Annotated in this window: 26 protein-coding genes and 1 pseudogene; 13 read left to right on the top strand and 14 right to left on the bottom strand. The window is 72.5% G+C overall.

Annotation, left to right across the window (positions count from 1 at the left end):
- Positions 1–774: pseudogene (locus tag FBY23_RS02185) on the top strand (DJ-1/PfpI family protein); the annotation flags it as partial.
- A 50-nt stretch (positions 775–824) separates the two neighbouring features.
- Here FBY23_RS02185 and FBY23_RS26575 read toward each other — a convergent pair.
- Complete coding sequence (locus FBY23_RS26575) at positions 825–1478, bottom strand: TetR/AcrR family transcriptional regulator (RefSeq protein WP_141796649.1); 654 nt, start codon at positions 1476–1478, stop codon at positions 825–827.
- A 148-nt stretch (positions 1479–1626) separates the two neighbouring features.
- On the opposite strand from FBY23_RS26575, the gene FBY23_RS02175 reads away from it, so the two are divergent.
- From FBY23_RS02175 to FBY23_RS02160, 4 genes are all read left to right on the top strand, one after another.
- Positions 1627–2415, top strand: a complete 789-nt coding sequence (locus FBY23_RS02175) for an SDR family NAD(P)-dependent oxidoreductase (protein ID WP_141796648.1) — start codon at positions 1627–1629, stop codon at positions 2413–2415.
- A 1-nt stretch (position 2416) separates the two neighbouring features.
- Positions 2417–3550, top strand: coding sequence for a DUF5938 domain-containing protein (locus FBY23_RS02170; protein ID WP_141796647.1), 1134 nt, complete (start codon positions 2417–2419; stop codon positions 3548–3550).
- Between the two features lie 172 nt (positions 3551–3722).
- Positions 3723–5255 (top strand): long-chain fatty acid--CoA ligase, encoded by a 1533-nt coding sequence (locus tag FBY23_RS02165; protein ID WP_141796646.1) that lies wholly within the window; start codon positions 3723–3725, stop codon positions 5253–5255.
- Positions 5252–5647, top strand: a complete 396-nt coding sequence (locus tag FBY23_RS02160) for a response regulator (RefSeq protein ID WP_141796645.1) — start codon at positions 5252–5254, stop codon at positions 5645–5647. Before FBY23_RS02165 ends, FBY23_RS02160 begins: the two co-directional genes overlap by 4 nt.
- Before the next feature lie 8 nt (positions 5648–5655).
- Here FBY23_RS02160 and FBY23_RS02155 read toward each other — a convergent pair whose 3' ends face one another.
- Both FBY23_RS02155 and FBY23_RS02150 read right to left on the bottom strand, forming a co-directional pair.
- Positions 5656–6294 (bottom strand): CoA transferase subunit B, encoded by a 639-nt coding sequence (locus tag FBY23_RS02155; protein WP_141796644.1) that lies wholly within the window; start codon positions 6292–6294, stop codon positions 5656–5658.
- Position 6295: 1 nt separating this feature from the next.
- Positions 6296–7000 (bottom strand): CoA transferase subunit A, encoded by a 705-nt coding sequence (locus tag FBY23_RS02150; protein ID WP_141796643.1) that lies wholly within the window; start codon positions 6998–7000, stop codon positions 6296–6298.
- A 104-nt stretch (positions 7001–7104) separates the two neighbouring features.
- On the opposite strand from FBY23_RS02150, the gene FBY23_RS02145 reads away from it, so the two are divergent.
- A complete protein-coding gene (locus FBY23_RS02145) occupies positions 7105–7854 on the top strand; it encodes an IclR family transcriptional regulator (protein ID WP_141796642.1) in 750 nt (249 codons plus the stop codon).
- A 40-nt stretch (positions 7855–7894) separates the two neighbouring features.
- On the opposite strand, the gene FBY23_RS02140 is transcribed toward FBY23_RS02145, so the two are convergent.
- On the bottom strand, positions 7895–8251 hold the full coding sequence (locus FBY23_RS02140) for a metalloregulator ArsR/SmtB family transcription factor (protein ID WP_222117695.1): 357 nt from the start codon (positions 8249–8251) through the stop codon (positions 7895–7897).
- Between the two features lie 67 nt (positions 8252–8318).
- Here FBY23_RS02140 and FBY23_RS02135 point away from each other — a divergent pair, with 67 nt between their 5' ends.
- Positions 8319–9281, top strand: coding sequence for a cation diffusion facilitator family transporter (locus FBY23_RS02135; protein ID WP_260805695.1), 963 nt, complete (start codon positions 8319–8321; stop codon positions 9279–9281).
- Between the two features lie 18 nt (positions 9282–9299).
- Positions 9300–10676 carry a chromate efflux transporter gene (chrA, locus tag FBY23_RS02130; protein WP_141796639.1) on the top strand — a complete coding sequence of 459 codons (1377 nt, stop codon included), beginning with the start codon at positions 9300–9302 and terminating at the stop codon, positions 10674–10676.
- Here chrA and FBY23_RS25850 read toward each other — a convergent pair.
- Together FBY23_RS25850 and FBY23_RS02125 are read right to left on the bottom strand one after the other, a co-directional pair.
- Positions 10673–10846, bottom strand: coding sequence for a hypothetical protein (locus tag FBY23_RS25850; protein WP_160158134.1), 174 nt, complete (start codon positions 10844–10846; stop codon positions 10673–10675). The two genes, chrA and FBY23_RS25850, sit on opposite strands and share 4 nt — an antisense overlap.
- Positions 10843–12255: an MFS transporter gene (locus tag FBY23_RS02125; RefSeq protein WP_141796638.1), complete on the bottom strand. Its 1413-nt coding sequence runs from the start codon at positions 12253–12255 to the stop codon at positions 10843–10845. The genes FBY23_RS25850 and FBY23_RS02125 overlap by 4 nt, the downstream gene beginning before the upstream one ends.
- Positions 12256–12389: 134 nt before the next feature.
- Here FBY23_RS02125 and FBY23_RS02120 point away from each other — a divergent pair, with 134 nt between their 5' ends.
- The 5 genes from FBY23_RS02120 (at position 12390) to FBY23_RS02100 (ending at position 16780) form a co-directional block, all read left to right on the top strand.
- Entirely contained in the window at positions 12390–12680 is a 291-nt protein-coding gene (locus tag FBY23_RS02120) for a metal-sensitive transcriptional regulator (protein WP_141796637.1), read from the top strand.
- A 46-nt stretch (positions 12681–12726) separates the two neighbouring features.
- Positions 12727–12933 (top strand): heavy-metal-associated domain-containing protein, encoded by a 207-nt coding sequence (locus FBY23_RS02115; RefSeq protein WP_141796636.1) that lies wholly within the window; start codon positions 12727–12729, stop codon positions 12931–12933.
- A complete protein-coding gene (locus FBY23_RS02110; protein WP_141796635.1) occupies positions 12930–13841 on the top strand; it encodes a hypothetical protein in 912 nt (303 codons plus the stop codon). Before FBY23_RS02115 ends, FBY23_RS02110 begins: the two co-directional genes overlap by 4 nt.
- 37 nt (positions 13842–13878) lie before the next feature.
- Positions 13879–16092, top strand: coding sequence for a cation-translocating P-type ATPase (locus FBY23_RS02105; RefSeq protein ID WP_141800804.1), 2214 nt, complete (start codon positions 13879–13881; stop codon positions 16090–16092).
- A gap of 61 nt (positions 16093–16153) precedes the next feature.
- Positions 16154–16780 carry a glyoxalase gene (locus tag FBY23_RS02100; RefSeq protein ID WP_141796634.1) on the top strand — a complete coding sequence of 209 codons (627 nt, stop codon included), beginning with the start codon at positions 16154–16156 and terminating at the stop codon, positions 16778–16780.
- 16 nt (positions 16781–16796) lie between these two features.
- Here FBY23_RS02100 and FBY23_RS02095 read toward each other — a convergent pair whose 3' ends face one another.
- The 8 genes from FBY23_RS02095 to FBY23_RS02060 all read right to left on the bottom strand — a co-directional run bounded on the left by FBY23_RS02095 (position 16797) and on the right by FBY23_RS02060 (position 23471).
- Positions 16797–17687: a family 16 glycosylhydrolase gene (locus FBY23_RS02095; RefSeq protein WP_141796633.1), complete on the bottom strand. Its 891-nt coding sequence runs from the start codon at positions 17685–17687 to the stop codon at positions 16797–16799.
- A gap of 122 nt (positions 17688–17809) precedes the next feature.
- Positions 17810–18151 (bottom strand): DUF2784 domain-containing protein, encoded by a 342-nt coding sequence (locus FBY23_RS02090; protein WP_141796632.1) that lies wholly within the window; start codon positions 18149–18151, stop codon positions 17810–17812.
- A gap of 64 nt (positions 18152–18215) precedes the next feature.
- Positions 18216–18821, bottom strand: a complete 606-nt coding sequence (locus FBY23_RS02085) for a GrpB family protein (protein ID WP_141796631.1) — start codon at positions 18819–18821, stop codon at positions 18216–18218.
- Positions 18821–19486 carry a response regulator transcription factor gene (locus FBY23_RS02080; RefSeq protein ID WP_222117694.1) on the bottom strand — a complete coding sequence of 222 codons (666 nt, stop codon included), beginning with the start codon at positions 19484–19486 and terminating at the stop codon, positions 18821–18823. The genes FBY23_RS02085 and FBY23_RS02080 overlap by 1 nt, the downstream gene beginning before the upstream one ends.
- A complete protein-coding gene (locus FBY23_RS02075; RefSeq protein WP_141796630.1) occupies positions 19483–20661 on the bottom strand; it encodes a sensor histidine kinase in 1179 nt (392 codons plus the stop codon). The genes FBY23_RS02080 and FBY23_RS02075 overlap by 4 nt, the downstream gene beginning before the upstream one ends.
- Before the next feature lie 106 nt (positions 20662–20767).
- Complete coding sequence (locus tag FBY23_RS02070) at positions 20768–21706, bottom strand: D-alanine--D-alanine ligase family protein (protein ID WP_141796629.1); 939 nt, start codon at positions 21704–21706, stop codon at positions 20768–20770.
- Entirely contained in the window at positions 21703–22851 is a 1149-nt protein-coding gene (gene alr / locus FBY23_RS02065) for an alanine racemase (protein WP_260805694.1), read from the bottom strand. The genes FBY23_RS02070 and alr overlap by 4 nt, the downstream gene beginning before the upstream one ends.
- Complete coding sequence (locus tag FBY23_RS02060) at positions 22848–23471, bottom strand: M15 family metallopeptidase (protein WP_141796628.1); 624 nt, start codon at positions 23469–23471, stop codon at positions 22848–22850. Before FBY23_RS02060 ends, alr begins: the two co-directional genes overlap by 4 nt.
- Between the last annotated feature and the right edge of the window lie 94 nt (positions 23472–23565).

Below are 23565 nucleotides of genomic sequence, written 5' to 3'. Positions count from 1 at the left end.
ATGACGCCGTGGCCGATCGAGCTGGCCGCCGTACGCCCCGGTCCGCTGCGGACCTCGGCCAGCTACGCGATCACCGTCGAGCACGGCCTCGACGCGGTCGCGCGGGCCGACATCGTCGTGATGCCGTGGTGGAACGACCCCGAGCGGCCCGCCCCCGAGCCCATGCTCGCGGCCCTGCGCGCCGCCCACGACCGCGGTGCCCAGGTGGTCGGGCTGTGCCTCGGCGTGTTCGTGCTCGCCGACGCCGGCCTGCTCGACGGCCGCGCCGCGACCACGCACTGGCAGTGGGCCGACACCTTCCGCCGCCGGTTCCCGGCGGTCGAGCTGCGCCCCGAGACGCTGTACGTCGACGAGGGCTCGGTCATCACCGGCGCCGGCGCGACGGCAGGGGTGGACACCTGCCTCCACGTCCTGGCCCAGCGAGCCGGACAGTCCACCGCCACCCGGGTCGCGCGCCGGATCGTCGCGGCGCCCCACCGGGCCGGCGGTCAGGCCCAGTACATCGAGACCCCGGTCCCCGAGGCCTCCGACGACGCCGTCGCCCGCGCCATGGCCTGGGCGGCCGGCTCCCTCGACACCCCGCTCGGCATCGACGCGCTCGCCGGCCATGCCTGCATGAGCCGCAGCGCCTTCACCCGCGCGTTCCGGGCGCGCACCGGCTCCAGCGTGCACCCCTGGCTGGTCGCCCAACGGGTGGCCCGCGCCCAGGACCTGCTGGAGACCACCGCCCTCGGCGTCGACGAGGTCGCCCGCCGCGTCGGCTTCGGTACGGCGGCCCGGCTGCGGACCCACTTCACCGCCGCGCTCGGGGTGACCCCGACCCGCTACCGCTCGGACTTCGCCCGACGCGTCGACGCGGCCGGCTCCGTGCCGAGCAGCACCGGCATCAGCTCGCGGACCTGGGCGCGCAGGTCGTCGAGCACGCCCTCCCTCTCGCAGAGGTAGCCGAGGAGCGCCTGCTGGAACAGGCCGTCGAGCAGGCCGTAGGTGACGTGCGGGGTCATCGCGGCGGGCCGCCCGGCGAGCTCGGCGTAGGTCGAGACGACCCGCCAGACCATGTCCTCGAGCGTCTGGTCGATCTGCAGGACGGCCTCGCGCAGGCTCTCCTCGAACATGCTCTGGGAGCGCAGGTCGTACCAGAGCCGGTGCATCGGCGCCTCGTCGACGATGGTCTCGGCGAGCTTGTCGGCGAACGCCTCGACCAGGCCCTCGGGGGTGGTCGCGTCGGCGACGACGCCGTCGTAGCGGTGCACGCAGGTGGCCTTGTACTGGCGCACGCAGTAGACGATCAGCTCGAGCTTGTCGTGGAAGTAGTAGTGGACGACGCCGTGGGAGAACTCGGAGTTGTTGGCGATCTCGCGCAGGCTGGCGCGCGCGTAGCCGAGCTCGCCGAGGGTCCGCAGGGCCGAGTCGGCCAGGGCGCGACGCCGCTCGTCGTGCTTGTCGGCGGGCGTACGACGCGCGGTCGCTGTCGTCATGGGGCCCGACCCTACCGCCTCCGTGGCCATCTCTGGACGATCGCCCAGATTTTTCTTGACGATCGTCCAGAGAAGTCTTGACAGTCGTCAAGGAAACGGAGTTGTGTGGCCCACGTCACCCACGAGCACGACGAAGGAGTCGCACACCATGACCGAAGCAGAGCTCGCCGGGCGCACCGCGCTCGTCACCGGCGGCGCCCAGGGCCTGGGCCGGAAGTTCGCGGAGCACCTCGCCGCCGCCGGTGCCACCGTCGTGGTCGCCGACCTCCAGGACGCCAAGGGCAAGGAGGTCGCCGACGCGGTCGGCGGCCACTTCGTCCACCTCGACGTCACCCAGGACGACTCCTGGGCCGCCGCCGTCGCCGCGGCGGTCGAGCAGGCGGGCGGCCTCGACATCCTGGTCAACAACGCCGGCATCGAGGTCGCCGGACTCTTCGTCGACCTCGATCCCGACGTCGTACGCCGGATCCTCGACGTCAACGTCGTCGGCACCTCGCTCGGCATCAAGCACGCCTTCCGCACCATGGGCCCGGGCGGCGCGGCCGGCAAGGGCGGCGTCGTCATCAACATCGCCTCGGTCGCCGCGACCATCGCCTTCCCGGCGCTGTCGGCGTACTCCGCCTCGAAGTCCGCGGTCGACCGGATCACCCGGATCGCCGCGATGGAGAGTGGCAAGCTCGGGCTCGGCGTCCGGGTCAACTGCGTCTACCCCGGCCTGGTCCCCAACGAGATGGGCGCCGGCCTGGCCAACGAGATGACCACGCTCGGGCTGTTCCCCTCACCCGAGGAGGCGGTCGCGGGCGTCGTCGCGCTGACGCCGTCGGGCCGGTTGGCCACCGAGGACGAGATCGCCGACGCGGTCGCCTTCCTCGCCTCCGACCGGGCGCAGTTCGTCAACGGCGCCGGCCTGCCGGTCGACGGCGGAATGGGGATGTGAGATGACCACCACCGACAAGCCCGTCGTCGTCTACGGCGCCTCCGGCTACACCGGCCGGCTGATCTGCGAGTACCTGCGCGAGTTCGGCGTGCCCTTCGTCGCCGCCGGCCGCTCGGCCGACAAGCTGAAGGACTCGATGGACGCGCACGTGCCCGGCATCGAGACCGCCGACTACGACATCGTCGAGGTCGGCCACTCGGTCGACGAGCTCACCGAGCTGTTCGGCGGCGCGTCCGTCGTGTGCAACACGGTCGGCCCGTTCAGCAAGTACGGCCCCGAGGTCGTCGAGGCCTGTCTCGCCGCCGGCACTCACTACCTCGACACCACCGGCGAGCAGGACTGGCTGATCACCTGCGACGAGCGCTGGGGCGCGGACTTCGCGGCCGCCGGCCTGCTGCTGTCGCCCGGGATCGCTCAGATGTACACGACCGGCGAGATCGCGGCCGAGCTGTGCCTCGAGAAGCCGGGCCTGGACACCCTCGACATCGCGGTCTTCTGGGGAGGCTCCCCCACGATCGCCTCCACGCAGACCATCCTGGTCAACGCCGCGACGTCGAGGGCCCACTTCCTCCAGCAGAACCAGTACGTCGAGTTCGACCCCACGCAGGGCCTGGTGCCGCTCGTCGTACCCGGGCAGCACGAGCTCGCGCTCTCGCTGCCATGGGGAGGGACGTCGCACCCGGTCTGGTACCGCAAGGACCCGCGGGTCGCGAACTGCAAGGCCCAGGGGGGTGTGTTCAACGCGGCACTGATGAACGGCGTCCCGCAGATCGTCGCCGGCGCGCTGGAGGCGACCAAGGACATGTCGGAGGCCGAGCGCGACGAGGCGCTGACCGCGACGGCGGCCCAGGTGATGAACCAGATGCCGCCGCGCGAGAACCCGCGGCTCAACAAGTCGCTCGACTCCGTGCACGCCTCGGGCCCGCTCGGCCGCGCGCACTGCGTGATCCACGGCAACCAGAACTACAAGCAGACCGGACTCCTGCAGGCCTACGCGGCGTACTCGCTGCTCCAGCAGCCACCGCTGCGGGTCGGGTTCGCGTCGGGCTGCAAGGCGTTCGGCCACCGCGCGCTGCTCGGCCAGCTGCGGGCCTTCGGCCTGGTCGCCGAGCCGGTGCTGACGGTCGAGGGCTGAGCCTTGATCGGTCGCTTCGCGGCGTCGCGAGCGTCGTCAGACGGGTGGGATGGCAAGGCGCAGGCGCGACGGCGGTCTGGTTGCACCATCGAGCGTCTGCAACGCCGCCAGCGCGCCCGTATGGCGGCGCGCAGCAGGCGCGAAGCGACGGATCAAGGCTGAGGAGGCGTCGGTGCGGCTGGTCGACTACCTGGACAAGGGCGCGTCGCTGGGGGGCGATGCGGCCTGCCTGGTCTGCGACGGGCGGACGTGGACCTACGACGAGGTGGGAGGCCTCGCCGGACGGATCGCGTCCGCCCTCGCAGGACGGGGCGTCGCGCCGGGCGACAAGGTGGCGATCCTCGCCTCGAACGACCCGGTGGCGTTCACCTGCGTGTTCGGGATCAGCCGCGCCGGCGCCGTGTGGTGCCCGGTCAACCCGCGCAACGAGGCGGCCGAGAACCGCGAGCTGCTCGACCTGTTCGAGTGCACCACGCTGATCTTCCAGGCGTCGTACGCCGGGCTGGTCGACCAGATCCGCGGCGACCTGCCCGCGGTGACCACGCTGGTCTGCCTCGACGGGTCGTTCGACTGGGCGCTCGGGTGGGACGACTTCCTCGCCTGCGGCATGGAGGTCGTCGACCGCCCGGCCGACGACGACCTGGCGATGATCGTCGGCACCGGCGGCACCACCGGCCGGCCCAAGGGCGTCATGCTCACCGGCACCAACCTCGAGACGATGACGGCGCTGACCCTGATCGGCTACCCGTGGCCCGCCGCACCGGGCCGGCCGACGTACCTCGCCCTCGCGCCGCTCACCCACGCGGCCGGCGTGCTGTGCTTCCCGGTCCTGGCGTCGGGCGGCTCGATCGTGGTCATGCGGACCCCCGACGTGGGCGGCTTCCTGGCGGCCGTCGCCGAGCACCGGGTGACCCACACCTTCTTGCCGCCGACGCTGATCTACATGGTCCTCGACCACCCGGACCTCGACACGACGGACCTCTCGTCCCTGCAGTGCTTCTGGTACGGCGCAGCGCCGATGTCGGCCCGGCGGCTGGAGGAGGCGCTCACCCGGGTCGGACCGGTGATGGCGCAGCTGTTCGGCCAGACCGAGGCGCCCATGATGATCTCCACGATGGCGCCGCGCGACCACTTCCGAGACGACGGGTCGATCGCGGTCGAGCGGCTCTCCTCGGCGGGACGCCCGGCGCCGCTGGTCACGGTGGCGATGATGGGCGACGACGGGACGCTACTCGCGCCCGGCGAGCGCGGCGAGATCGTGGTGCGCAGCTCCCTGGTGATGCGGGGCTACTACAAGAACCCGGACGCGACGGCCGAGGCGTCGGCGTACGGCTGGCACCACACGGGCGACATCGGGTTCCTCGACGACGAGGGCTTCCTGCACATCGTCGACCGCGCCAAGGACATGGTGATCACCGGCGGCTTCAACGTCTACTCCACCGAGGTCGAGCAGGCGCTGATGGCCCACCCGGCCGTCGCCGACTGCGCGGTGGTCGGGCTGCCCGACGAGAAGTGGGGCGAACGGCTCACCGCCGTCCTGCAGCTGCGGCCGGGTCGGTCGGTCACGCCCGAGGAGGTGCGGGCGTTCGTGAAGGAGCGGATCGGCAGCGTCAAGACGCCCAAGCAGGTGGAGGTCTGGGACGACCTGCCGCGCTCCCGGGTCGGCAAGGTGCTCAAGACCGAGATCAAGCAGCAGCTGACATGAACGCGATCCCCGAGGCCACGATGAGCAGGACGGCGTCCGTGCTCGTGGTCGAGGACAACCCGCTGCTGCTCCTCGTCCTGTCCGAGCTCGTCGGGAGCACGGCGCCCCTGATGCTCGCCGGTGCCGCCGCCGATGCCGTCACCGCGCTCCGGGTCAGCACCGGGGCGCGGCTGGACGCCGCCATCTGCGACATCCACCTGCCCGACATGAGCGGCCTCGACCTCATCCCGCGGCTGCGGGCGGACCACCCCGAGCTGGTCGTCATCACCTACAGCTCAGCGGACCTGGACCCCACCGTCCGCGCCCGGGTGGGCATCGACCGGGCGTTCGACAAGGCCCACGCGCCGTCCGACGTCGTCACCGCCCTCGCCCAGCGGCTCGACGTCGGTTGAGCCGCGCGTCACCGCTCCGGGTCGAGGAGCGGCGCGCCGGTCAGCTCACGGACCTTCGCGGCGTCGATGCCGGGCGCGACGTCGACGAGGGCCAGGCCCTCGGGGGTGACGTCGAGGACCGCGAGGTCGGTGATGATCCGGTCGACCACGGCGGCGCCGGTGAGCGGCAGCGTGCAGCGCTCGACGATCTTGGGCGTGCCGTCCTTGGCGACGTGGTCGGTGATCACGACGACGCGGCGGGTGCCGGCGACCAGGTCCATCGCGCCGCCCATGCCCTTGACCAGCTTGCCGGGAACGGTCCAGTTGGCCAGGTCGCCGTTGGCGGCGACCTGCAGCGCGCCGAGGATGGCGATGTCGACGTGGCCGCCGCGGATCATCGCGAAGCTCGTCGCGGAGTCGAAGAAGGAGGCGCCCGGCGCGGTCGTGACCGTCTGCTTGCCGGCGTTGATCAGGTCGGCGTCCTCCTCGCCCTCGTAGGGGAACGGGCCCATGCCGAGCAGGCCGTTCTCGCTCTGCAGCAGCACGTTGACGCCCGGCGGCAGGTGGTCGGCGACCAGGGTCGGGATGCCGATGCCGAGGTTGACGTAGTCGCCGTCGTTCAGCTCGCGGGCGGCGATGGCCGCCATCTCGTCGCGACTCCAGGCCATGTCAGGCACCCACCCTCTCGCGCACGACGCGCTGCTCGATGTCCTTGGGCCGCTCGCTCGCCCGGACGGTGACGTCGACGAAGATGCCGGGCGTGATCACCTCGTCCGGGTCGAGGAAGCCGTCGAGGACGTGCTCGGCCTCGGCGATGCAGACCCGACCGCTCATCGCGACCAGCGGGTTGAAGTTGCGGGCGGTCATCCGGTAGCGCAGGTTGCCTTCGGCGTCCGCGGTGTGGGCGTGGACCAGCGCGAGGTCGGCCACGATGCCGCGCTCGAGCACGAAGGTCTCGCCGTCGAACACCTCGTGCGGCTTGCCCTCGGCGACCTCGGTGCCGACGCCGGTGCGGGTGTAGAAGCCGGCGATGCCGGAGCCGCCGGCGCGCAGCCGCTCGGCGAGCGTGCCCTGCGGGCAGAACTCCACCTCGAGCGCGCCGTCGAGGTACTGCTGCGCGAAGAGCTTGTTCTCGCCGACGTACGACGCGATCACCTTGGCGACCTGGCTGTTCTCCAGCAGCACGCCGAGGCCCTTGCCGTCGACGCCCATGTTGTTCGACACGATGGTCAGGTCGCGCACGCCGCTGTCGCGCACCGCCTCGATCAGGTCGCGCGGGATGCCGCACAGGCCGAAGCCGCCCACGGCGATCGTCATTCCGTCCCGGACCCGCTCGGCCACCGCCGTACGGGCGTCGTCCACCAGCTTCCTCATGACAGCCATCACCGCCGAGAACCACCGGTCCCGTCAACGAAGTGACCGGTGCGCGGATGCTCCCGGCCGGACGCGTCCACTGAATGGACGCGTAGGATCTCCTCGTGGAACGCGCACCGGGCGTCGTCGAGAAGGTCGCCGCCCTGCTCCGCGCCCTGTCCACCGCCGAGTCCGGTACGACGACCACCGCGCTCGCCGCCCTCACCGACCAGCCGCGCGCGACCACCCACCGGTTGCTCGAGTCGCTCGCCGCCGAGGGTCTCGCCGACCGCGACCCGCAGACCGGGCGGTGGTTCCTCGGCCCCGAGGCCTACGTCCTCGGCATGGCCGCCGCCGCCCGCTACGACCTCACCAACGAGGCCCGGGCGAGCGTGCTGCGACTGGCGAAGGAGACCGGCGAGAGCGCGTTCTTCTCGGTGCGCCGTGGCGACGAGACGGTCGTCCTGCTCCGCGAGGACGGCGACTTCCCGATCCGTTCCTACGTCCTCTACGAGAGCGCCCGCTTCCCCCTCGGCGTCGTGTCCGCCGGCATCGCGATCCTCGCCCACCTGCCCGACCGCGAGATCGACGACTTCCTCGCCCGGGTCGACCTCACCGCCGAGTGGGGCGAGCAGCACTCCGCGGCGGCGATCCGCCGGCGGCTGGCTGCGACCCGTCGTACCGGATGGTCCGTGAACCCCGGCCACGTCGTCGAGGGCTCCTGGGGCATGGCCGCCGCGGTCTTCGACAAGTCCGGGCGTCCGGAGTGGGCGCTGACCCTGACCGGGGTCGAGCAGCGTTTCCGGCGAGACCGGCAGCCGGTGCTCGGCAGGCTGCTGCTCGAGGAGGCGCACCGGCTGTCACGGCTGGCGTGACCCTCGAGCGTGCACCGTCAGGCGTCCCGGTCGTGGGGAGCTACCGCGCGTTGTGCTGAGGGCTCGCGAGTCCGAGCCGGAGGTGCTCGGCGTGGTAGATCGCCTGGTCGAGCAGCTCGGCGACGTGGTCGTCGTAGAGCTCGTAGACGATGCTGCGCCCGTCACGGTTGCCGGTCACGAGGCCGAGGTTGCGCAGCACCCGGAGCTGCTGGGAGACCGCTGGTTGCTCCATCCCGATCGACTCGACCAGCTCGGAGACCGTCGCGGGCCCGCGGCGCAGCCGGTCGAGGATCAGCAGCCGGCTCGGGGTGGCCAGGGCCTGAAGGGTCGCCGCGATCGACTTCGCCGCCGCGGCGTCGAGCTCGCGCGGCGCGCGGTGGCGCTCTCCGTGTCCCACGCCTCGCATCGTAGTGTCCGCGATTCCGCACTTGCATGCACATATGAGCATGTCTCAATATGGGGACATGGCGGAGCACCACGACCACCACCACGGGCTGACAGCCCGGATCCGGCACATCGTCCTACCGCACTCCCACGACGCGGCGCCCGGGATCCGCGACGCGGCCGAGAGCAGCGGGGTCGGCATCCGTGCGGCCTGGATCGGCCTCGCCGGGATGATGGCGACGGCGGCGGCCCAGCTGGTGATCGTGGCGATGTCGGGATCCACCGCACTGATGGCCGACACGGTGCACAACCTCGGCCACGCGGCGACGACGATCCCGCTGGTGGTGGCGTTCCGGATCGGCCGGCGACCGAGCACGCGCCGCTACCCCTACGGGCTGCGCCGCGCCGAGGACCTGGTCGGCCTGTTCATCGGCCTGGTGATCGCGGCATCTGCGGTATGGATCATCGTCGACGCCCTCGACGCACTCGTGCATCCCCGGCAGATCACCAACCTGGGCTGGGTGTTCGCGGCCGGCGTGGTCGGCTTCCTCGGCAACGAGGTCGTCGCGGCGTACCGGATCCGGGCTGGGCGCCGCATCCACTCGGCGGCGCTGATCGCCGAGGGTCAGCACGCCCGCGCCGACGGGCTCAGCTCGGTCGCGGTCGTCGGCGGCGTGATCGGCGTCTGGTCCGGGATCGCCCGCGCCGACGCGGTCGTCGGGCTGCTCATCGGCCTGATGATCCTGGTCGTCCTGGTCGCGACCATGCGGACCGTCGTACGCCGGCTGATGGACGGCGTCGAGGACGGGGTCATCGACGAGCTCACCACCGCGGCGAGCACGGTGCCCGGGATCGCCGGTGTCGACAGGGTCCGCGCCCGCTGGACCGGGCACCGAATCGAGGGCGACCTCGTCGTCCGGGTCGCGCCCGACCTGAGCGTGGGCGAGGCGCACGCGGTCGCCGACGACGTCGAGCGGTCGCTGCGGCTCGCCGTACCCCACCTGGAGACGATGGTCGTGCACGTTCACCCGGCCGCCACCTGAGCCTTGTTGAATGGCGTGGTGACGAACCAGCCCCACCCCGTCGGAGACGACGTCATCCCGCTGCGGGAGGCCACCCGGGCGTGGTTCCAGATCTCACTGCAGACCTTCGGCGGACCGGCCGGCCAGATCGCGGTCATGCAGCACAAGCTGGTCGACGAGAAGCGGTGGATCGGGCAGAAGCGGTTCCTGCACGCGCTCAACTTCTGCATGCTGCTGCCCGGACCCGAGGCCCAGCAGCTCGCGATCTACACCGGCTGGCTGCTCAACGGCATCCGCGGCGGCCTGATCGCGGGCAGCCTCTTCGTGCTCCCCGGGATGCTCGCCCTGCTCGCGCTGTCGGGGATCTATGTGGGGTACGGCGAGACCGACGTCGTCACCGCGCTCTTCGCCGGGGTCGCGCCGGCGGTGATCGCGATCGTCGTCCAGGCCGTGCAGCGGGTCGGGAAGCGCGCGCTGCACCACCCCGCACTGGTCGCCATCGCGGTCGCCTCCTTCGCCGCGCTCACCTTCTTCGCCGTGCCGTTCCCGGCCGTGGTCTTCGCCGCTGGCGTGCTCGGCTGGCTGGTCAGCCTGCGCTTTCCGGCCCTGCGCGAGCCACCGACGCCCGCCGGTGAGGACGGGCCCGAGCCGCTGATCAGCGACGACGCGCTGCACCACGAGCTGCCGACGGTGCGGCGCTCCGGGAGCGTCCTCCTGGTCGGGGCGGTGCTGTGGTTCGCGCCGGTGGCCGCGTTCGCCGTACTCGCCTCCACGACCGGCACCTCCGTCTTCGTGGACCAGGGGCTGTTCTTCTCCGGCGCCGCGGTCGTCACCTTCGGCGGTGCCTACGCCGTGCTGTCGTACGTCGCCCAGCAGGCCGTCGGAGTCTTCCACTGGCTGGCTCCGGGCGAGATGGTCCGCGGCCTCGCGCTCGCCGAGACCACCCCCGGGCCCCTGATCATGGTCGTCCAGTTCGTCGCCTTCGTCGGCGCCTACCGCCACCCCGGCTCACTCGACCCGTGGCTCGCCGCCGTGCTCGCCTCCCTGCTGGTCACCTGGGTGACCTTCGTGCCGTGCTTCCTGTTCGTCCTGCTCGGCGCGCCGTACGTCGAGCGGGTGCGTGACAACCGCGGCCTCGGTGCCGCCCTCACCGGCATCACCGCCGCCGTCGTCGGGGTGATCGCGAACCTCGCCGTCTTCTTCGCCCTGCACAACCTGTTCGGCCGCAACCGCACGGTCGAGGCCGGGTGGGTGCACGTCGACGTACCCGTCCTCGGGTCGTGGGACCCGGTCGCGTTCGCGATCACCGCCGTCGCGCTCGGCGTGATGTTCGGGCGCGGGTGGAGCCCGCTGCGGACGCTCGGGCTGTGCGCGGCGCTCGGCATGGGGACGTTCCTCGTGGGCCTGGTGGGCTAGAGCGGGCTCGCCGGCCCGGTCCTCTCGTCGTACCCGGCAAACGGGTTGCCCTTTCGCCCGAGCGACGACCCATCTGCCGGGTACGACGGGGCTACCGCCTCGGCCAGGGCCGCCGCCGCGCAGCGCAGCGCGCACGCGGCGGCGACCCGGACCACGTCACGAGCGGTCACGACGACCGTCCGCGGAGCAGCACGGCCGAGGCGAGCGCACCCACCGCAGCCACGACGGCGGCACCGACGAACGCAGCCGAGTAGCCCTCGGTCAGTGCGGCGACGTCGCCGAGCCGGTCGGCGCCGGCGGCCGCGGCGATGGCGGCCATCACGGCGAGGCCGAGGGCCGAGCCGATCTGGTAGCTGGTGTTGACGATGCCCGAGGCGAGGCCGCCCTCCTCCGGCGGGGCGGCGGAGATCGCCGTACCGAGGGTGGGGATGAAGGCGAGCGACATGCCGAGGGCGGCGACCAGCGAGGCGGGGAGCACGTCGACCGCGTAGCTGCCGTCCGGGTCGATCATCGCCAGCCAGGCCATGCCGGCGGCGAGCAGGACGAGGCCGGTGACGGTGGCGGTGCGTACGCCGACCGCGGCGAGCACGCGGGGCGCGAGCACCACCATGCCGACCATGATCAGCAGCGTCATCGGCAGCAGCGCGGCACCACTGGGGAAGGCGGTGAAGCCGAGCACCTGCTGCAGGTAGAGGTTCAGGAAGAACCACATAGGGATCCACGCGGCGCCGAGCAGCAGCTGGGCGAGGTTGGCGGCCGCCAGGTCGGGCGCGCGGAGGATGCCGAGGCGGACCAGCGGGTCGCGACCCCGGGCCTGCTGGGCGACGAAGAGCGCGACCAGCACGACGCCGGCACCGAGCACCCACCAGGTGCGCGCGGCACCCCAGCCGACCTCGGGAGCCTGGACCACGGCGTACACGAGGGCGGCGAGGCCCGCGGTCACCGTGACCGCACCGACGACGTCGACCCGGCGCGAGCCGCCCGAGCGACCGGCCGGCATCGAGGACGGCACGAGGGCGAGGATCAGCAGCGCGATCGGGAGGTTGATGGCGAACACCCACGGCCAGCTGAGGTACTCGGTGATGACGCCGCCCAGGAAGACGCCGGCGGTGCCGCCCGCAGGTGCGGCCGCGCCGTACAGGGCCAGGGCCTTGGTCAGCTCGCGCGGGTTGCCGCCGAACAGCATCATCAGCAGCGTCAGCGCGGACGGCGCGATGAGCGCGGCACCGGCGCCCTGGATCGCGCGGCCGGCCAGCTCGGCCTCGACGTTGCCGGCGAGCGCGGCGACGAGCGATCCGGCGGCGAGGACGACCCAGCCCGCGGCGAAGACGGTGCGGGCACCGAGCACGTCGGACACCTTGCCACCGAGGAGCAGCAGGCCACCGAACGCGACGACGTACGCGTTGAACACCCAGGACAGGTTCTCCGGCGTGAAGCCGAGGTCGCGCTGCATCTCGGGCAGGGCCACGCCGATGATCGACGTGTCCATGATGACCATGAACTGGGCGGCGGCGATGACCGCGAGCCCGAGCCAGCGCCGGTTCCGGCGGCCGGTCTCCGATGGGACGAGGACTGACATCTCGATCTCCTTCTTGACGAATTGGTACCCTAGGGGGGTACCGTAATCACGAGATCGGGACGGTAGCACGGAATACCACACGGGGGTATCCTGTTCGGGCAGGCAGATTCCCCAGACGCGAAGGACACAGGGCCATGGCACACAGCTACATCGCCAACCGCACCAAGGACGACTACCTCAAGCGGCTGCGCCGCATCGAGGGTCAGGCGCGGGGTCTGCAGCGGATGGTGGAGGAGGAGCAGTACTGCATCGACATCCTCACCCAGGTCTCCGCGATGACGAAGGCCCTCCAGTCCGTGGCCCTCGGCCTGCTCGACGAGCACATGGCGCACTGCGTCGTGAACGCCGCCCAGGAGGGAGGTGACGAGGCCGCCATCAAGCTCAAGGAGGCCTCCGACGCCATCGCCCGCCTGGTGCGTTCCTGACGCGTCCCGATCCGACATCCAACCCATCCAGCGAGAGGAATCTCCGATGAGCACCACCCAGACCTTCACCGTCACCGGCATGACCTGCGGCCACTGCGTCGCCTCCGTCACCGAGGAGGTGCAGGAGCTCGCCGGCGTCGAGGGCGTCGCCGTCGACCTGCCGACCGGTGCGGTCACGATCACCAGCGCTGCCCCCCTCGACGAGTCCGCCGTGAAGGCCGCCGTCGAGGAGGCCGGCTACCAGCTCGCATGAACACCCCGACGCGGCTGGCGGGCTTCGGTGCCGTCGCCGCGGTCGTGTTCGGCGCCGCGCTCCTCGCCGGCCGGGCCATCGGCCCGGTCGACGTGGAGGAGCCGACGGCCCACGACACGCACCAGAGCAGCGGCGGCGCCGGGACGACGACCGAGATCCCAGGAGGACTCATGACGTCGCAGGACGGCTACACCCTCACCCTCACCGACAGCCAGGCCGAGGCCGGCGACGCGGTGCCGGTGAGCTTCACCATCACCGGACCCGACGGCGCCCCCGTGGCGTCGTACGACGTCCAGCACGAGAAGCAGCTCCACCTGATCGCCGTACGACGCGACTTCAGCGGCTTCCAGCACGTCCATCCCACGCTCGACGACGGCACCTGGTCGACCGACCTCGCGCTGACGCCGGGGACGTGGCGGCTGTTCGCCGACTTCAAGGCCACCGGTGGCGAGGCACTGACCCTCGGCACCGACCTCGCGGTCGACGGTGCGTTCGACGCGGCAGCGCCGGCGCAGGAGACCCGCACCGCCACGGTCGACGGCTACCAGGTCACCCTGGACGGCGACCTCACCGCCGGTGCCGACGCGAAGCTCACCCTGAGCGTCAGCAAGGACGGGAGGCCGGTCACCGACCTGCAGCCCTACCTCGGCGCCTACGGCCACCTCGTCGCGCTGCGCGGTGGCGACCTCGCCTACCTCCACGTCCACCCCGACGGCGAGCCCGGCGACGGGAAGACCGAGCCGGGACCGGAGGTCGTCTTCTACGCCGCCGTCCCCAGCGCCGGCACCTACCACCTCTACCTCGACTTCCAGCACGACGGCGTCGTCCGCACCGCGGCGTTCACCGTCACCGCAGGGGGTACCGGGGACGGGGAGAAGCACGGAGAGAGCAGTGAGCACGGACACTGACCAGCCACGGAGCGAGGTCGAGCTCGCCCTCACCGGGATGACCTGCGCGTCGTGCGCCAACCGGATCGAGCGCAAGCTCAACAAGCTCGAGGGCGTCACCGCGACGGTCAACTACGCGACCGAGAAGGCGAAGGTGACCTACGCCGACAGCGTCTCGACCGACGACCTGGTCGCCGCCGTCGAGGCTGCCGGCTACGGCGCGTCGCTGCCGAGGCCCGCGGCGGCCGAGGGCGACGCCGCAGCAGCGGAGGTCGACCCGATCGTCACCCTGCGCCAGCGACTCGTGATCTCGGCGCTGCTGACGGTGCCGGTCATCGCGATGGCGATGGTCCCGGCCCTCCAGTTCGACAACTGGCAGTGGCTCTCGCTGACCCTGGCGGCGCCGGTGGTGGTGTGGGGCGCGTACCCGTTCCACAAGGCGGCCTGGACCAACCTGCGCCACGGCACGTCCACGATGGACACGCTGATCTCGCTGGGCACGCTCGCCGCGCTGGGCTGGTCGCTGTACGCGCTGTTCTGGGGCACGGCCGGCATGACCGGCATGAAGCACCCGTTCGAGCTGACCATCGAGCGCAGCGACGGTAGCGGCAACATCTACCTCGAGGCCGCGGCCGGCGTGACGACGTTCATCCTGGCCGGACGCTACTTCGAGCAGCGTTCGAAGCGGCGGGCCGGGGCGGCGCTCAAGGCGCTGCTCGAGCTGGGCGCCAAGGAGGTCGCGGTCCTCGGACCCGACGACGTCGAGGTCCGCGTCCCGGTGGGTGAGCTGAAGGTGGACGACCGGTTCGTCGTCCGCCCGGGCGAGAAGATCGCCACCGACGGCGTGGTCGAGCGCGGCAGCTCCGCGGTCGACGCCTCGATGCTGACCGGCGAGTCCGTGCCGGTCGAGGTCGGCGAGGGCGATGCGGTGGTCGGTGCGACGGTCAACGCGGGCGGCCGGCTGGTCGTCCGCGCGACCCGGGTCGGCGCCGACACCCAGCTGGCGCAGATGGCGCGGCTGGTCGAGGACGCCCAGAACGGCAAGGCCCAGGTGCAGCGCCTGGCCGACCGGATCTCCGGCATCTTCGTGCCGATCGTCATCCTGCTCGCGGCCGGCACGCTCGGCTTCTGGCTCGGCACCGGCAACGGCCTGGCCGCGGCGTTCACGGCGGCGGTCGCCGTACTCATCATCGCCTGCCCGTGCGCCCTGGGCCTGGCCACGCCGACCGCCCTCATGGTCGGCACCGGTCGGGGCGCCCAGCTCGGCATCCTGATCAAGGGTCCCGAGGTGCTGGAGTCGACGAAGGCCGTCGACACGGTCGTGCTCGACAAGACGGGCACGGTCACGACCGGCCGGATGACGCTGCGCGACGTGGTCGCCGACGAGGGCGAGGACGCTGCGGAGGTGCTGCGCTACGCCGGCGCGCTGGAGGACTCCTCGGAGCACCCGATCGCCCGTGCCATCGCCGACGCCGCCCGTGAGGCCGGCTCGCTGCCGGCCGTCGATGACTTCGCCAACGTCGAGGGCCTCGGCGTGCAGGGCGTCCTGCTCGACGGCGACGCGTCGCACGCGGTGCTGGTCGGCCGGCCCCGGCTGCTCGAGGAGTGGTCACAGCACCTCCCGCCGGCTCTCGGGGCTGCATTGGAGGAGGCCCAGCGCACGGGAGGTACGGCGGTCGCGGTCGGCTGGGACGGTCGCGCCCGCGGCGTGATCGTGGTCGCCGACGCGGTCAAGCCGACCTCGGCCAGCGCCATCGCCCAGCTCCGCGCGCTGGGGCTGCGTCCCGTGCTGCTCACCGGCGACAACGCCGTGGTGGCGCGGACGGTGGCGGCGGAGGTCGGCATCGACGAGGCCGACGTGATCGCCGACGTCCTGCCGGCCGACAAGGTCGACGTCGTCAAGCGGCTGCAGGACGAGGGTCGCGTGGTCGCCATGGTCGGCGACGGCGTCAACGACGCCGCCGCGCTCGCCCAGGCCGACCTCGGTCTGGCCATGGGCACCGGCACCGACGTCGCGATCGAGGCCAGCGACCTGACCCTGGTGCGCGGCGACCTGCAGGTCGCGGTCGATGCGATCCGCCTGTCCCGGCGGACCCTGGCCACGATCAGGGGCAACCTGTTCTGGGCGTTCGCCTACAACGTCGCCGCCCTGCCGCTCGCCGCCGCGGGTCTGCTCAACCCGATGCTGGCCGGCGCCGCGATGGCGTTCTCGTCGGTGTTCGTGGTGTCGAACAGCCTGCGGCTGCGGTCGTTCAAGGCCGCCCGAGGCTGATGGGCGAAGCGGTCAGGAATCGAGAAGCAGCGGTGGCCGGGTCGGCCATAGCGTCAGGGACATGAACACGAACTCCCTGGACACCATCACCCTCGAGGTGGCCGACCCGGCCGCCGCCCGCGACTTCTACGCCCGGGCGTTCGGCCCTGACCTCCCGCTCGACTTCCGCGCCTCCGACGCCCCGAGCGACGGCTTCCGCTCCTTCCACATCTCCCTCACCCTGGCCCAGCCCGCTGACGTCGACAGCTTCGCCGAGACCGCACTGGCCGCCGGGGCGACGGCGATCAAGCCGGTCGCCAAGTCCTTCTGGGGCTACGGCGGCGTGCTGCGGGCCCCCGACGGCGCGATCTGGAAGGTCGTCAGCTCCTCGAAGAGGAACAAGGGCCCGGCCAGCCGCGACATCGAGAGCATCGTGCTGCTCATCGGCTGTGACGACATCACCGCCACCAAGCAGTTCTACGTCGACCGCGGCTTCGCGATCGCCCGCAGCTTCGGCAAGAAGTACGTCGAGTTCGAGCCCGGCTCCGGCGCGGTGACCCTCGGCCTGCTGCCCCGCAAGGCGCTGGCCAAGGATGCCGGAGTGCCGATGGAGGGCAGCGGCTCGCACCGCGTGGTCCTGGTCGGTGGCGACACCGCGGCGACCGACCCGGACGGGTTCGTCTGGGAGGCCGCCCACGTCGCCCACTGACCCCCGGAGAGGTCGACTACTCCCACACGCGCACGTAGTCGACCTCCGTGGTCGCCGGGAGTAGCGCCCCACTGCCGTCCCATGCGTTGCCACCACGGCCGAGGGCCTGCGTCAGAGCGATGATGTAGCGCTTCTGGAACGCGGCGTCGCCGGAGGTGTTGACCAGGCACGAGACGCCGTTGACGGAGATCTCGATCCTGTTCGCCGACCACTCCAGGGTGTAGGTGTTCCACACGCCGCGCGACGCGGCGCAGTTCCACGCCGTGTTGAGTCCGGGCTGCGGACCTCCCGAGTCCGCGGAGTAGTGCAGGAACGGGATCGCCAGGGTCGGGTGCTGGGAGTAGGTCTCGACGATGTCGATCTCACCGGACAGCGGCCAGGTCGAGGTGTCGTGGTAGCGCACGTCCGGCCACAGCCAGAAGGCCTCCTGAAGGCCGGGCTGGGTCGCGGCGGGCACCTTCATCCGCGCCTCGAAGCGCCCGTACTGCTGGGAGAACTTGTAGAAGGTCGAGACCTGACCGGCAGCGTACGTCGATGACAGGCCGGCCGGGCAGGTGACCGGCACGCCGGCATCCTTCACCGAGAGGCGCAGGCTGCCGCCCGAGACCGACACGACCGCGGGATCGTCGACGTAGCAGGCGTAGCGCGTGGGCGAGCCGTTCACGAAGTTGGTCTGCGGCACCCACTTCGTGCGGTCGAGGGCGCTGCCGTCGAACTCGTCGTGGAAGGTGCACGACCAGTTGCCGCCGCCTGGCTTGGCGATCAGGACACCGCAGTCGTCGCTGCTGGAGGTCGATCGTGGCGCGGCACCGGCCGCGGCCGGGAGGGGCCCCGGCGCTACCAGGAGTCCGAGGACGACCGTCGTCGCGGCCGCGAGCACAGCGGCCAACCGAGCGTGGATCTTCATCGCGTCAACCTTTCAGTGAGCCCTCCCAAGAAATGCAACCTACGCCGCGCGGGCCGCGATGTCACCGAATGGGCGGGCAGGCACACCGTGCCGCCGGTCGTGCACTCGCCTGGGCCGCGGCCTCAGCGGATGGCGAAACCGAGCCAGGAACCGAGGATGACGGTCGCGACGACCACCTCGACCCGGCGGGCCAGGCGCGAGGGGTAGATCCGGTCCTCGAAGTAGTGCGCGATGAACCCGCGCTCGTTCATCCTCGGCCTGCCGGCACCCTCGCGGCCCCAGTCCTCGAGGCGGGACAGAGGGCAGGCGGCGTCGGTCGCGGCCATCCGGCCGCCCCACGCGGCGGCGGCGAGGTGCGGGATGAACACCCACGGCATCAGCCAGGCCACGAACCCGCCGATCACCGTGAAGCCGACGAACAGCACGTGGACCACGAAGGCTCCCGCTGCGACGACCCGGTGCATGGGCAGGATTCTAGGGACACGGTGTCGCGGGTTCTGCGGCAGGTCGGTGGCCGGATCCGCGGCGTCAGACCAGCCCCGCCGCCGCGAACGCCCGCGCGTAGATCTCCCGCACGACCCGCTCCTTGCGAGCGTTGTACTGCATGCCGTGCTCGCCGGCGGCGCCCGACGCGGCGGAGGCGGCGAGCTTGGCGGCGGCGTACCGCTCCCGCTCGTCGGGGTTGCCGCGCAGCCAGTCGCGGAAGATCCGGTGCTTGACGACCTCGGGGCTGTCCGGGCCGAAGACGTGCACGTGCGAGACCGGGGAGGCACCACGCAGCAGGCGGTGCTCGAACCACCAGGGCTCGCGCACCCGGAGGACGAAGCCGAGCGCCTCCAGCGCGGGGACGTACGACGACTCGTCGGCCGGGTCGGCGACGACGAGGTCGACGTCGATCACGGGCTTGGCGGGCAGGCCGGGGACGGCGGTGGAGCCGACGTGCTCGACGACGAGGGCCCGCCAGCCGAGTCCTTCTCGCACCAGCGCGGCGACCTCCGCGAACCGGTCGGGCCAGGCGGGATCGGCCGGGACCACCGCCACGTCGGGGGACGGCCCACCGCCGTCGACCCAGGGCGAGGCGCCGGGCGGGACGGGAGGGTCGTGGAAGGTGACGATGTCGTGGCGGCTCGGCATCAGCCGACCAGCCCGTGCTCGTGGGCGAACACCACGATCTGGACGCGGTCGCGCAGCCCGAGCTTGCGCAGGATCGCGCCGACGTGCGTCTTCACGGTCGACTCGCTGAGGAAGACCTGCCCGGCGATCTCCTGGTTCGACAGCCCGCGGGCCACGGCGGCGAAGACCTCGCGCTCCTTGTCGGTGAGGCCGAGGTACGACGCCGGCGGGGCGGCCACCGCCCGGAACTGCTGGTCCAACAGCGTGGACAGGTCGGCCGGCGCGAGCACGGCGTTGCCGGCGTGCACGGTGCGGATCGCGTCGCGCAGCATGACCGGGGTGGTGCCCTTGAGGAGGAACCCGCTGGCGCCGTACCTGATCGCGGTCGCGGCGCGGTCGTCGAGGTTGAAGGTGGTGAGCACGACGACGCGGACCGGCTTCTCGCGGCGGGCGGCGCGGTCGGGCAGGAAGATCTGCCGGGTCGCCTCGACGCCGTCCATCTCGGGCATCCGGATGTCCATCAGCACGACGTCGGGCGTGAGCTCGTCGACCAGGCGCACGGCCTCGACCCCGTCGCCCGCAGTGCCGACGACCTCCATCCCGTCCTGGGCGTCGACGATCACCCGGACGCCCTCGCGGAAGAGCTCCTGGTCGTCGACGAGCAGGACGCTGATCGGCTCGCTCACCGGTTCCTCACCGGCACCCAGGCGGTCGCCGTGAAGGTCGGCGGATCCGCCCGGCGGCGTACGTCGAGCCGGCCGCCGACCGCCTCCAGGCGGCGCCGCATCCCGTCCAGTCCCTGTCCTCCACCGGGAGAGTCCCCCGGAAGTACGGCGTTCTGGACCTCGATCCGCAAGTCGCCCTCCCAGTGCCGCTCGACGTGGACCGGCTGGTCGCGCCGGCCGTGCTTGATCGCGTTGGTCAGCATCTCCTGCAGGACCCGGAACGCGACGACCGCGAGCTCGGGCGGCATCGGCTGCGGCGTACCGACCTCGGTGGTGACCACCTCGTGCCCGCTCGCCCGCACGCCGTCGACCAGGCTGTCGAGGTCGGTCTGCTGGGCCGCCTGGGTGGTGGTGTCGGACGTCGAGGAGAGCACCTGCCGGACGTCCTCGAGCGAGGAGCGCGCGGAGCCCGCGATGTTGGCCATCGTGGTCTTGAGTCCCTGGGTGTCGGCGTCCTCGAGGTACTGCGCGGACTCGGCCTGCGCGAGGATCACCGCCAGCGAGTGGCCGACGACGTCGTGCACGTCGCGCGCCAACTGGGCCTGCTCCTCGCGCAGCCGGGCGATCTCCTCGGCCTGGTCGCGCTGCGCCTCGGCCGCGACCTGCGAGCGGCGCGAGTCCTGCGACCGGGCGGCGAAGCGGAGCGCCAGGCCGAGCAGCCACGGCGTCGCCAGCAGCGCGAAGCCGACGAGGCCCGCGGCCAGGCGCCAGTCGTAGCGGCTGTAGGAGTCGATGGCGAGCCGGTCGACGCCGAGCAGCCGCAACGCGTCGTAGAACGCGTACGGCGACCACATCAGGACCGCGATCACCGCGCTGAGGGGGATAGAGAGGCCGCTGAGCCAGACGGTCGGCGGCCAGCCCCAGCGCGCGCAGCCGAACGCGACCACCGCGAGCAGCATCTCGGTGAGCATCGGGTCGACGCCGACCGCGACCTGCACGATCCCGGTGCCCCAGGCGACCGCGAGCGCGGCGGCGGGCAGGCGCCGGGACAGCCCGACCGCGACCGCGACGCCGATCACGACCACCAGTGCGGGCCACCGGCCGGCGTCGTAGGACCGCCCGATCTCGAGCAGCCCGATCACGAAGGCGGCCGCCCCCGCGATCACGTCCGGCAGCCAGCGCTCGGCACGGTTCACGCCGGTCCTCCTGCCCGTTGTGTCGGTTCAACTACCGATCTTGTAGTCAAACCGTCCCAGACACGACAAATCCGGTAGTTGAACCGCGGCGGACAGGACCACGCCCTCATCGGTGGGCGGAGCGGACGAGCTCGTCGAGGAGCTCGGCGTACGTCATCCCGCCGGCGGCGAACATCCGCGGCGCCTGCGAGTGCGCGGTCATGCCGGGCATCGTGTTCACCTCGTTGAGCACCGGCCCGTCGCCGGTGAGGAAGAAGTCGACCCGTGCGACGCCCGCGCAGCCGAGTGCGTCGAACACCTCGGTGGCCGCGTGCCGCAGCGCCTTGGCATCGACCTCGTCGAGCTGGGCGGGGAGCCGGAAGTCCGCGTGGCCGCCGTACTTCGCGTCGTAGTCGAAGATCCCGTCGGCCACGATCTCCAGCGCCGGCGGGACGAACAGGCTGCCGTCTGCTCGCTTCAGCACGGCCACGTCGACCTCGCGACCGACCACGACGTCCTCGACGAGCACGCGGTCGTCGAGCGCGAAGGCGGCGTCGAGCGCGGGCTGCAACGCATCGGGTACGTCGACCCGGGTGACGCCCTGGCTCGAGCCGGCCGCGACCGGCTTGACCACCACCGGCCGGGTCCAGCGCAGGTGCGCGGCCGTGGCGGCGGTGACGAGCACGCCGGGGGCGACGGCGATCCCGACCGCCCGGGCGACCAGCTTGGTCGCCCACTTGTCCATCGCGAGGGCGCCGGGTCGGATGCCGCTGCCGACGTACGGCAGGCCGGCGAGCTCGCACAGCGCGGCCAGTGCCCCGTCCTCCCCGCGCGGTCCGTGCACGACCGGGAACACCACGTCGCAGCCGCGCAGCACCTGCGCCGCGCCACTGAGCCCGATCGGGCGCAGGCCGCGGTCGCGCCAGGTGCCGTCGCGGCCGATGGTGAGCGGGACGACGTCGTACGTCGCCGGGTCGAGCGCGCCGGCGACCGAGGCCGCGGAGGCGAGGGAGACGTCGTGCTCGCAGTTCTGCCCGCCGCCGATGACGGCCACCCGGGTCCTCACGCCAGGCTCCGCAGGTGGGCGGCGGCGCGGGTGAGCCGCGGGACGCGCGCGCCGATCCCGGTGACCACCTCGTGCTCGATGGTGCCGGCCCACGCCGCCCACTCGGCGACGGTCGGCTCGCCACGCGTGCCCGGGCCGAAGACGGTGGCGATCTCGCCGGCCCCCGCTCCGTCCGCGCCGAGGTCGACGACCACCTGGTCCATCGAGATCCGGCCGACGACGGGGCAGCGGACTCCGCGGACCAGCACCTCGGCGCGGTCGGACGCGACGCGCGGCAGGCCGTCGGCGTACCCGAGCGGGATCAGGCCGAGGTGCGTGGCACGGGCGGTGCGGTGGGCGTGGCCGTAGCCGACAGGGGTGCCGGCCCGGACGCGTCGTACCTGCACCAGCGGCGCGGTGAGCGTCAGCGCCGGCTCCAGCACGGTCGTGCGGGACGGGTCGATGCCGACCAGGCCGGCACCGACGCGGCTCATCGTGTGGTGGCTGCGCGGGTCGGTGAGGGTCGCGGCGGTGGCGGCCAGGTGCCGGTCGCGGGGCCGCAGCCCGGCGCCGCGCGCGACCTCGACGGCCCACGAGAACCGGGTCCGCCCGCGGGCGTTGCAGGCGTCGGCGGGGTCGTCGGCACAGCCGAGATGCCCCATCACACCGACGACCTCGATCTCGCCGCGCTGTTCGGCGCGACGAGCGGCCCGGCACAGCGCGGCCCACTCGGTGGGCTCGGCGCCGTCGCGCGCCATGCCGGCGTCGACATGGAGGTGGATCCGCGGCTTGCCGGGCGCGGCGGCGACCGCAGCGAGGTGGGCGAGGCTCGGGACGGCGACGTCGACGTCGTGGACGACGGCCGCAGGGAAGTCGGCGTCGACCGGGTTGAGCCAGCTGAGGACAGGTGCGACGAGGCCCGCCTCGCGCAGCGCGAACGCCTCGGCGAGGCTGGTGACCCCGAGCCGGGTGGCGCCGTGGGCGAGCGCGGTCCGGGCGACGTCGGCCGCACCATGGCCGAACCCGTCGGCCTTGACCACGGCCATCAGCTCGCCGGTGGTGCGGGCCGCGAGCGTGCGGGTGTTGCGCGCGACGGCGGCCAGGTCGACGGTGAGCCGGGGCGTCGTGGCCATGGCCGCACGCGGGGCCACGGCGAGCCCGCTCACGCCGCGACCGCCGACGCGAGCGGGCCGTACAGCGCGTGCGGCGCGTCGGTGAGCAGCGCCCAGTACCGGTCGCCGAAGCTCCAGTGCCACCACTCCGTCGGATAGTTCACCAGCCCCTGGGAGCGCAGCACCCGCGCCAGCAGGGTGCGGTGGGCCCGCGCGTCCTGGCCGATCCCCGCGGCCGCGAACCAGCACCGCCCGTCACTCTCCTCGGGAGTCGCGTCGATCGGCGTACCGAGGTCGAGCTCGTCGCCGGTGATGTCGACCAGCGTGAGGTCGACCGCCGCCCCCGCCACGTGCGGCGCCACGTCGACCGGCGCCACGAACCGGCTGGTCAGCCGCTCGAGCGCCTTGTCCCCGATGCCCGGGTGCAGCGCGGCCAGCTCGGCGCCGTACGACGCCACGATGGCGCGCTGCTCCTCGACCGGCCGGAACCCCTCGACCACCCGCAGCCGGATGCCTGCCGGCAGCAGCCGGTCGGCCGCGACCAGCCGGTCCGCCAGGTCCGCGCGGACCAGGGCGCCGGCGGGCGAGAGGTCGTGCGGGAGGCGCACCAGCGGCTCGCCGCACTCGGCCACGGGAACCGCACGGACGCGGGGATCGGACAGCAGGATCGTCATGTCGTCCACGCTAGGAATCGGCCGGTCCGGCCGCCTCCGCCTGAGGTGCCGGGTCGCGGTCCTCAGGTGCCGGACCGGTCAGTCCGTCGGCGGA

Source organism: Nocardioides sp. SLBN-35, from assembly GCF_006715725.1.
In the GTDB taxonomy this organism is placed as follows: Bacteria; Actinomycetota; Actinomycetes; order Propionibacteriales; family Nocardioidaceae; genus Nocardioides.
The sequence above is the reverse complement of the archived record's forward strand: the minus strand, read 5'-3'. Positions and strand labels throughout refer to the sequence as shown.

What these genes read in the sequence shown, in the direction of transcription:
- FBY23_RS26575 (WP_141796649.1), bottom strand. Translation starts at nt 1,478, where the DNA reads ATGACGACAGCGACCGCGCGTCGTACGCCCGCCGACAAGCACGACGAG.
- FBY23_RS02175 (WP_141796648.1), top strand. Translation starts at nt 1,627, where the DNA reads ATGACCGAAGCAGAGCTCGCCGGGCGCACCGCGCTCGTCACCGGCGGC.
- FBY23_RS02170 (WP_141796647.1), top strand. Translation starts at nt 2,417, where the DNA reads ATGACCACCACCGACAAGCCCGTCGTCGTCTACGGCGCCTCCGGCTAC.
- FBY23_RS02160 (WP_141796645.1), top strand. Translation starts at nt 5,252, where the DNA reads ATGAACGCGATCCCCGAGGCCACGATGAGCAGGACGGCGTCCGTGCTC.
- FBY23_RS02155 (WP_141796644.1), bottom strand. Translation starts at nt 6,294, where the DNA reads ATGGCCTGGAGTCGCGACGAGATGGCGGCCATCGCCGCCCGCGAGCTG.
- FBY23_RS02150 (WP_141796643.1), bottom strand. Translation starts at nt 7,000, where the DNA reads ATGAGGAAGCTGGTGGACGACGCCCGTACGGCGGTGGCCGAGCGGGTC.
- FBY23_RS02135 (WP_260805695.1), top strand. Translation starts at nt 8,319, where the DNA reads ATGGCGGAGCACCACGACCACCACCACGGGCTGACAGCCCGGATCCGG.
- FBY23_RS02125 (WP_141796638.1), bottom strand. Translation starts at nt 12,255, where the DNA reads ATGTCAGTCCTCGTCCCATCGGAGACCGGCCGCCGGAACCGGCGCTGG.
- FBY23_RS02120 (WP_141796637.1), top strand. Translation starts at nt 12,390, where the DNA reads ATGGCACACAGCTACATCGCCAACCGCACCAAGGACGACTACCTCAAG.
- FBY23_RS02115 (WP_141796636.1), top strand. Translation starts at nt 12,727, where the DNA reads ATGAGCACCACCCAGACCTTCACCGTCACCGGCATGACCTGCGGCCAC.
- FBY23_RS02110 (WP_141796635.1), top strand. Translation starts at nt 12,930, where the DNA reads ATGAACACCCCGACGCGGCTGGCGGGCTTCGGTGCCGTCGCCGCGGTC.
- FBY23_RS02105 (WP_141800804.1), top strand. Translation starts at nt 13,879, where the DNA reads ATGACCTGCGCGTCGTGCGCCAACCGGATCGAGCGCAAGCTCAACAAG.
- FBY23_RS02100 (WP_141796634.1), top strand. Translation starts at nt 16,154, where the DNA reads ATGAACACGAACTCCCTGGACACCATCACCCTCGAGGTGGCCGACCCG.
- FBY23_RS02095 (WP_141796633.1), bottom strand. Translation starts at nt 17,687, where the DNA reads ATGAAGATCCACGCTCGGTTGGCCGCTGTGCTCGCGGCCGCGACGACG.
- FBY23_RS02090 (WP_141796632.1), bottom strand. Translation starts at nt 18,151, where the DNA reads ATGCACCGGGTCGTCGCAGCGGGAGCCTTCGTGGTCCACGTGCTGTTC.
- FBY23_RS02085 (WP_141796631.1), bottom strand. Translation starts at nt 18,821, where the DNA reads ATGCCGAGCCGCCACGACATCGTCACCTTCCACGACCCTCCCGTCCCG.
- FBY23_RS02060 (WP_141796628.1), bottom strand. Translation starts at nt 23,471, where the DNA reads ATGACGATCCTGCTGTCCGATCCCCGCGTCCGTGCGGTTCCCGTGGCC.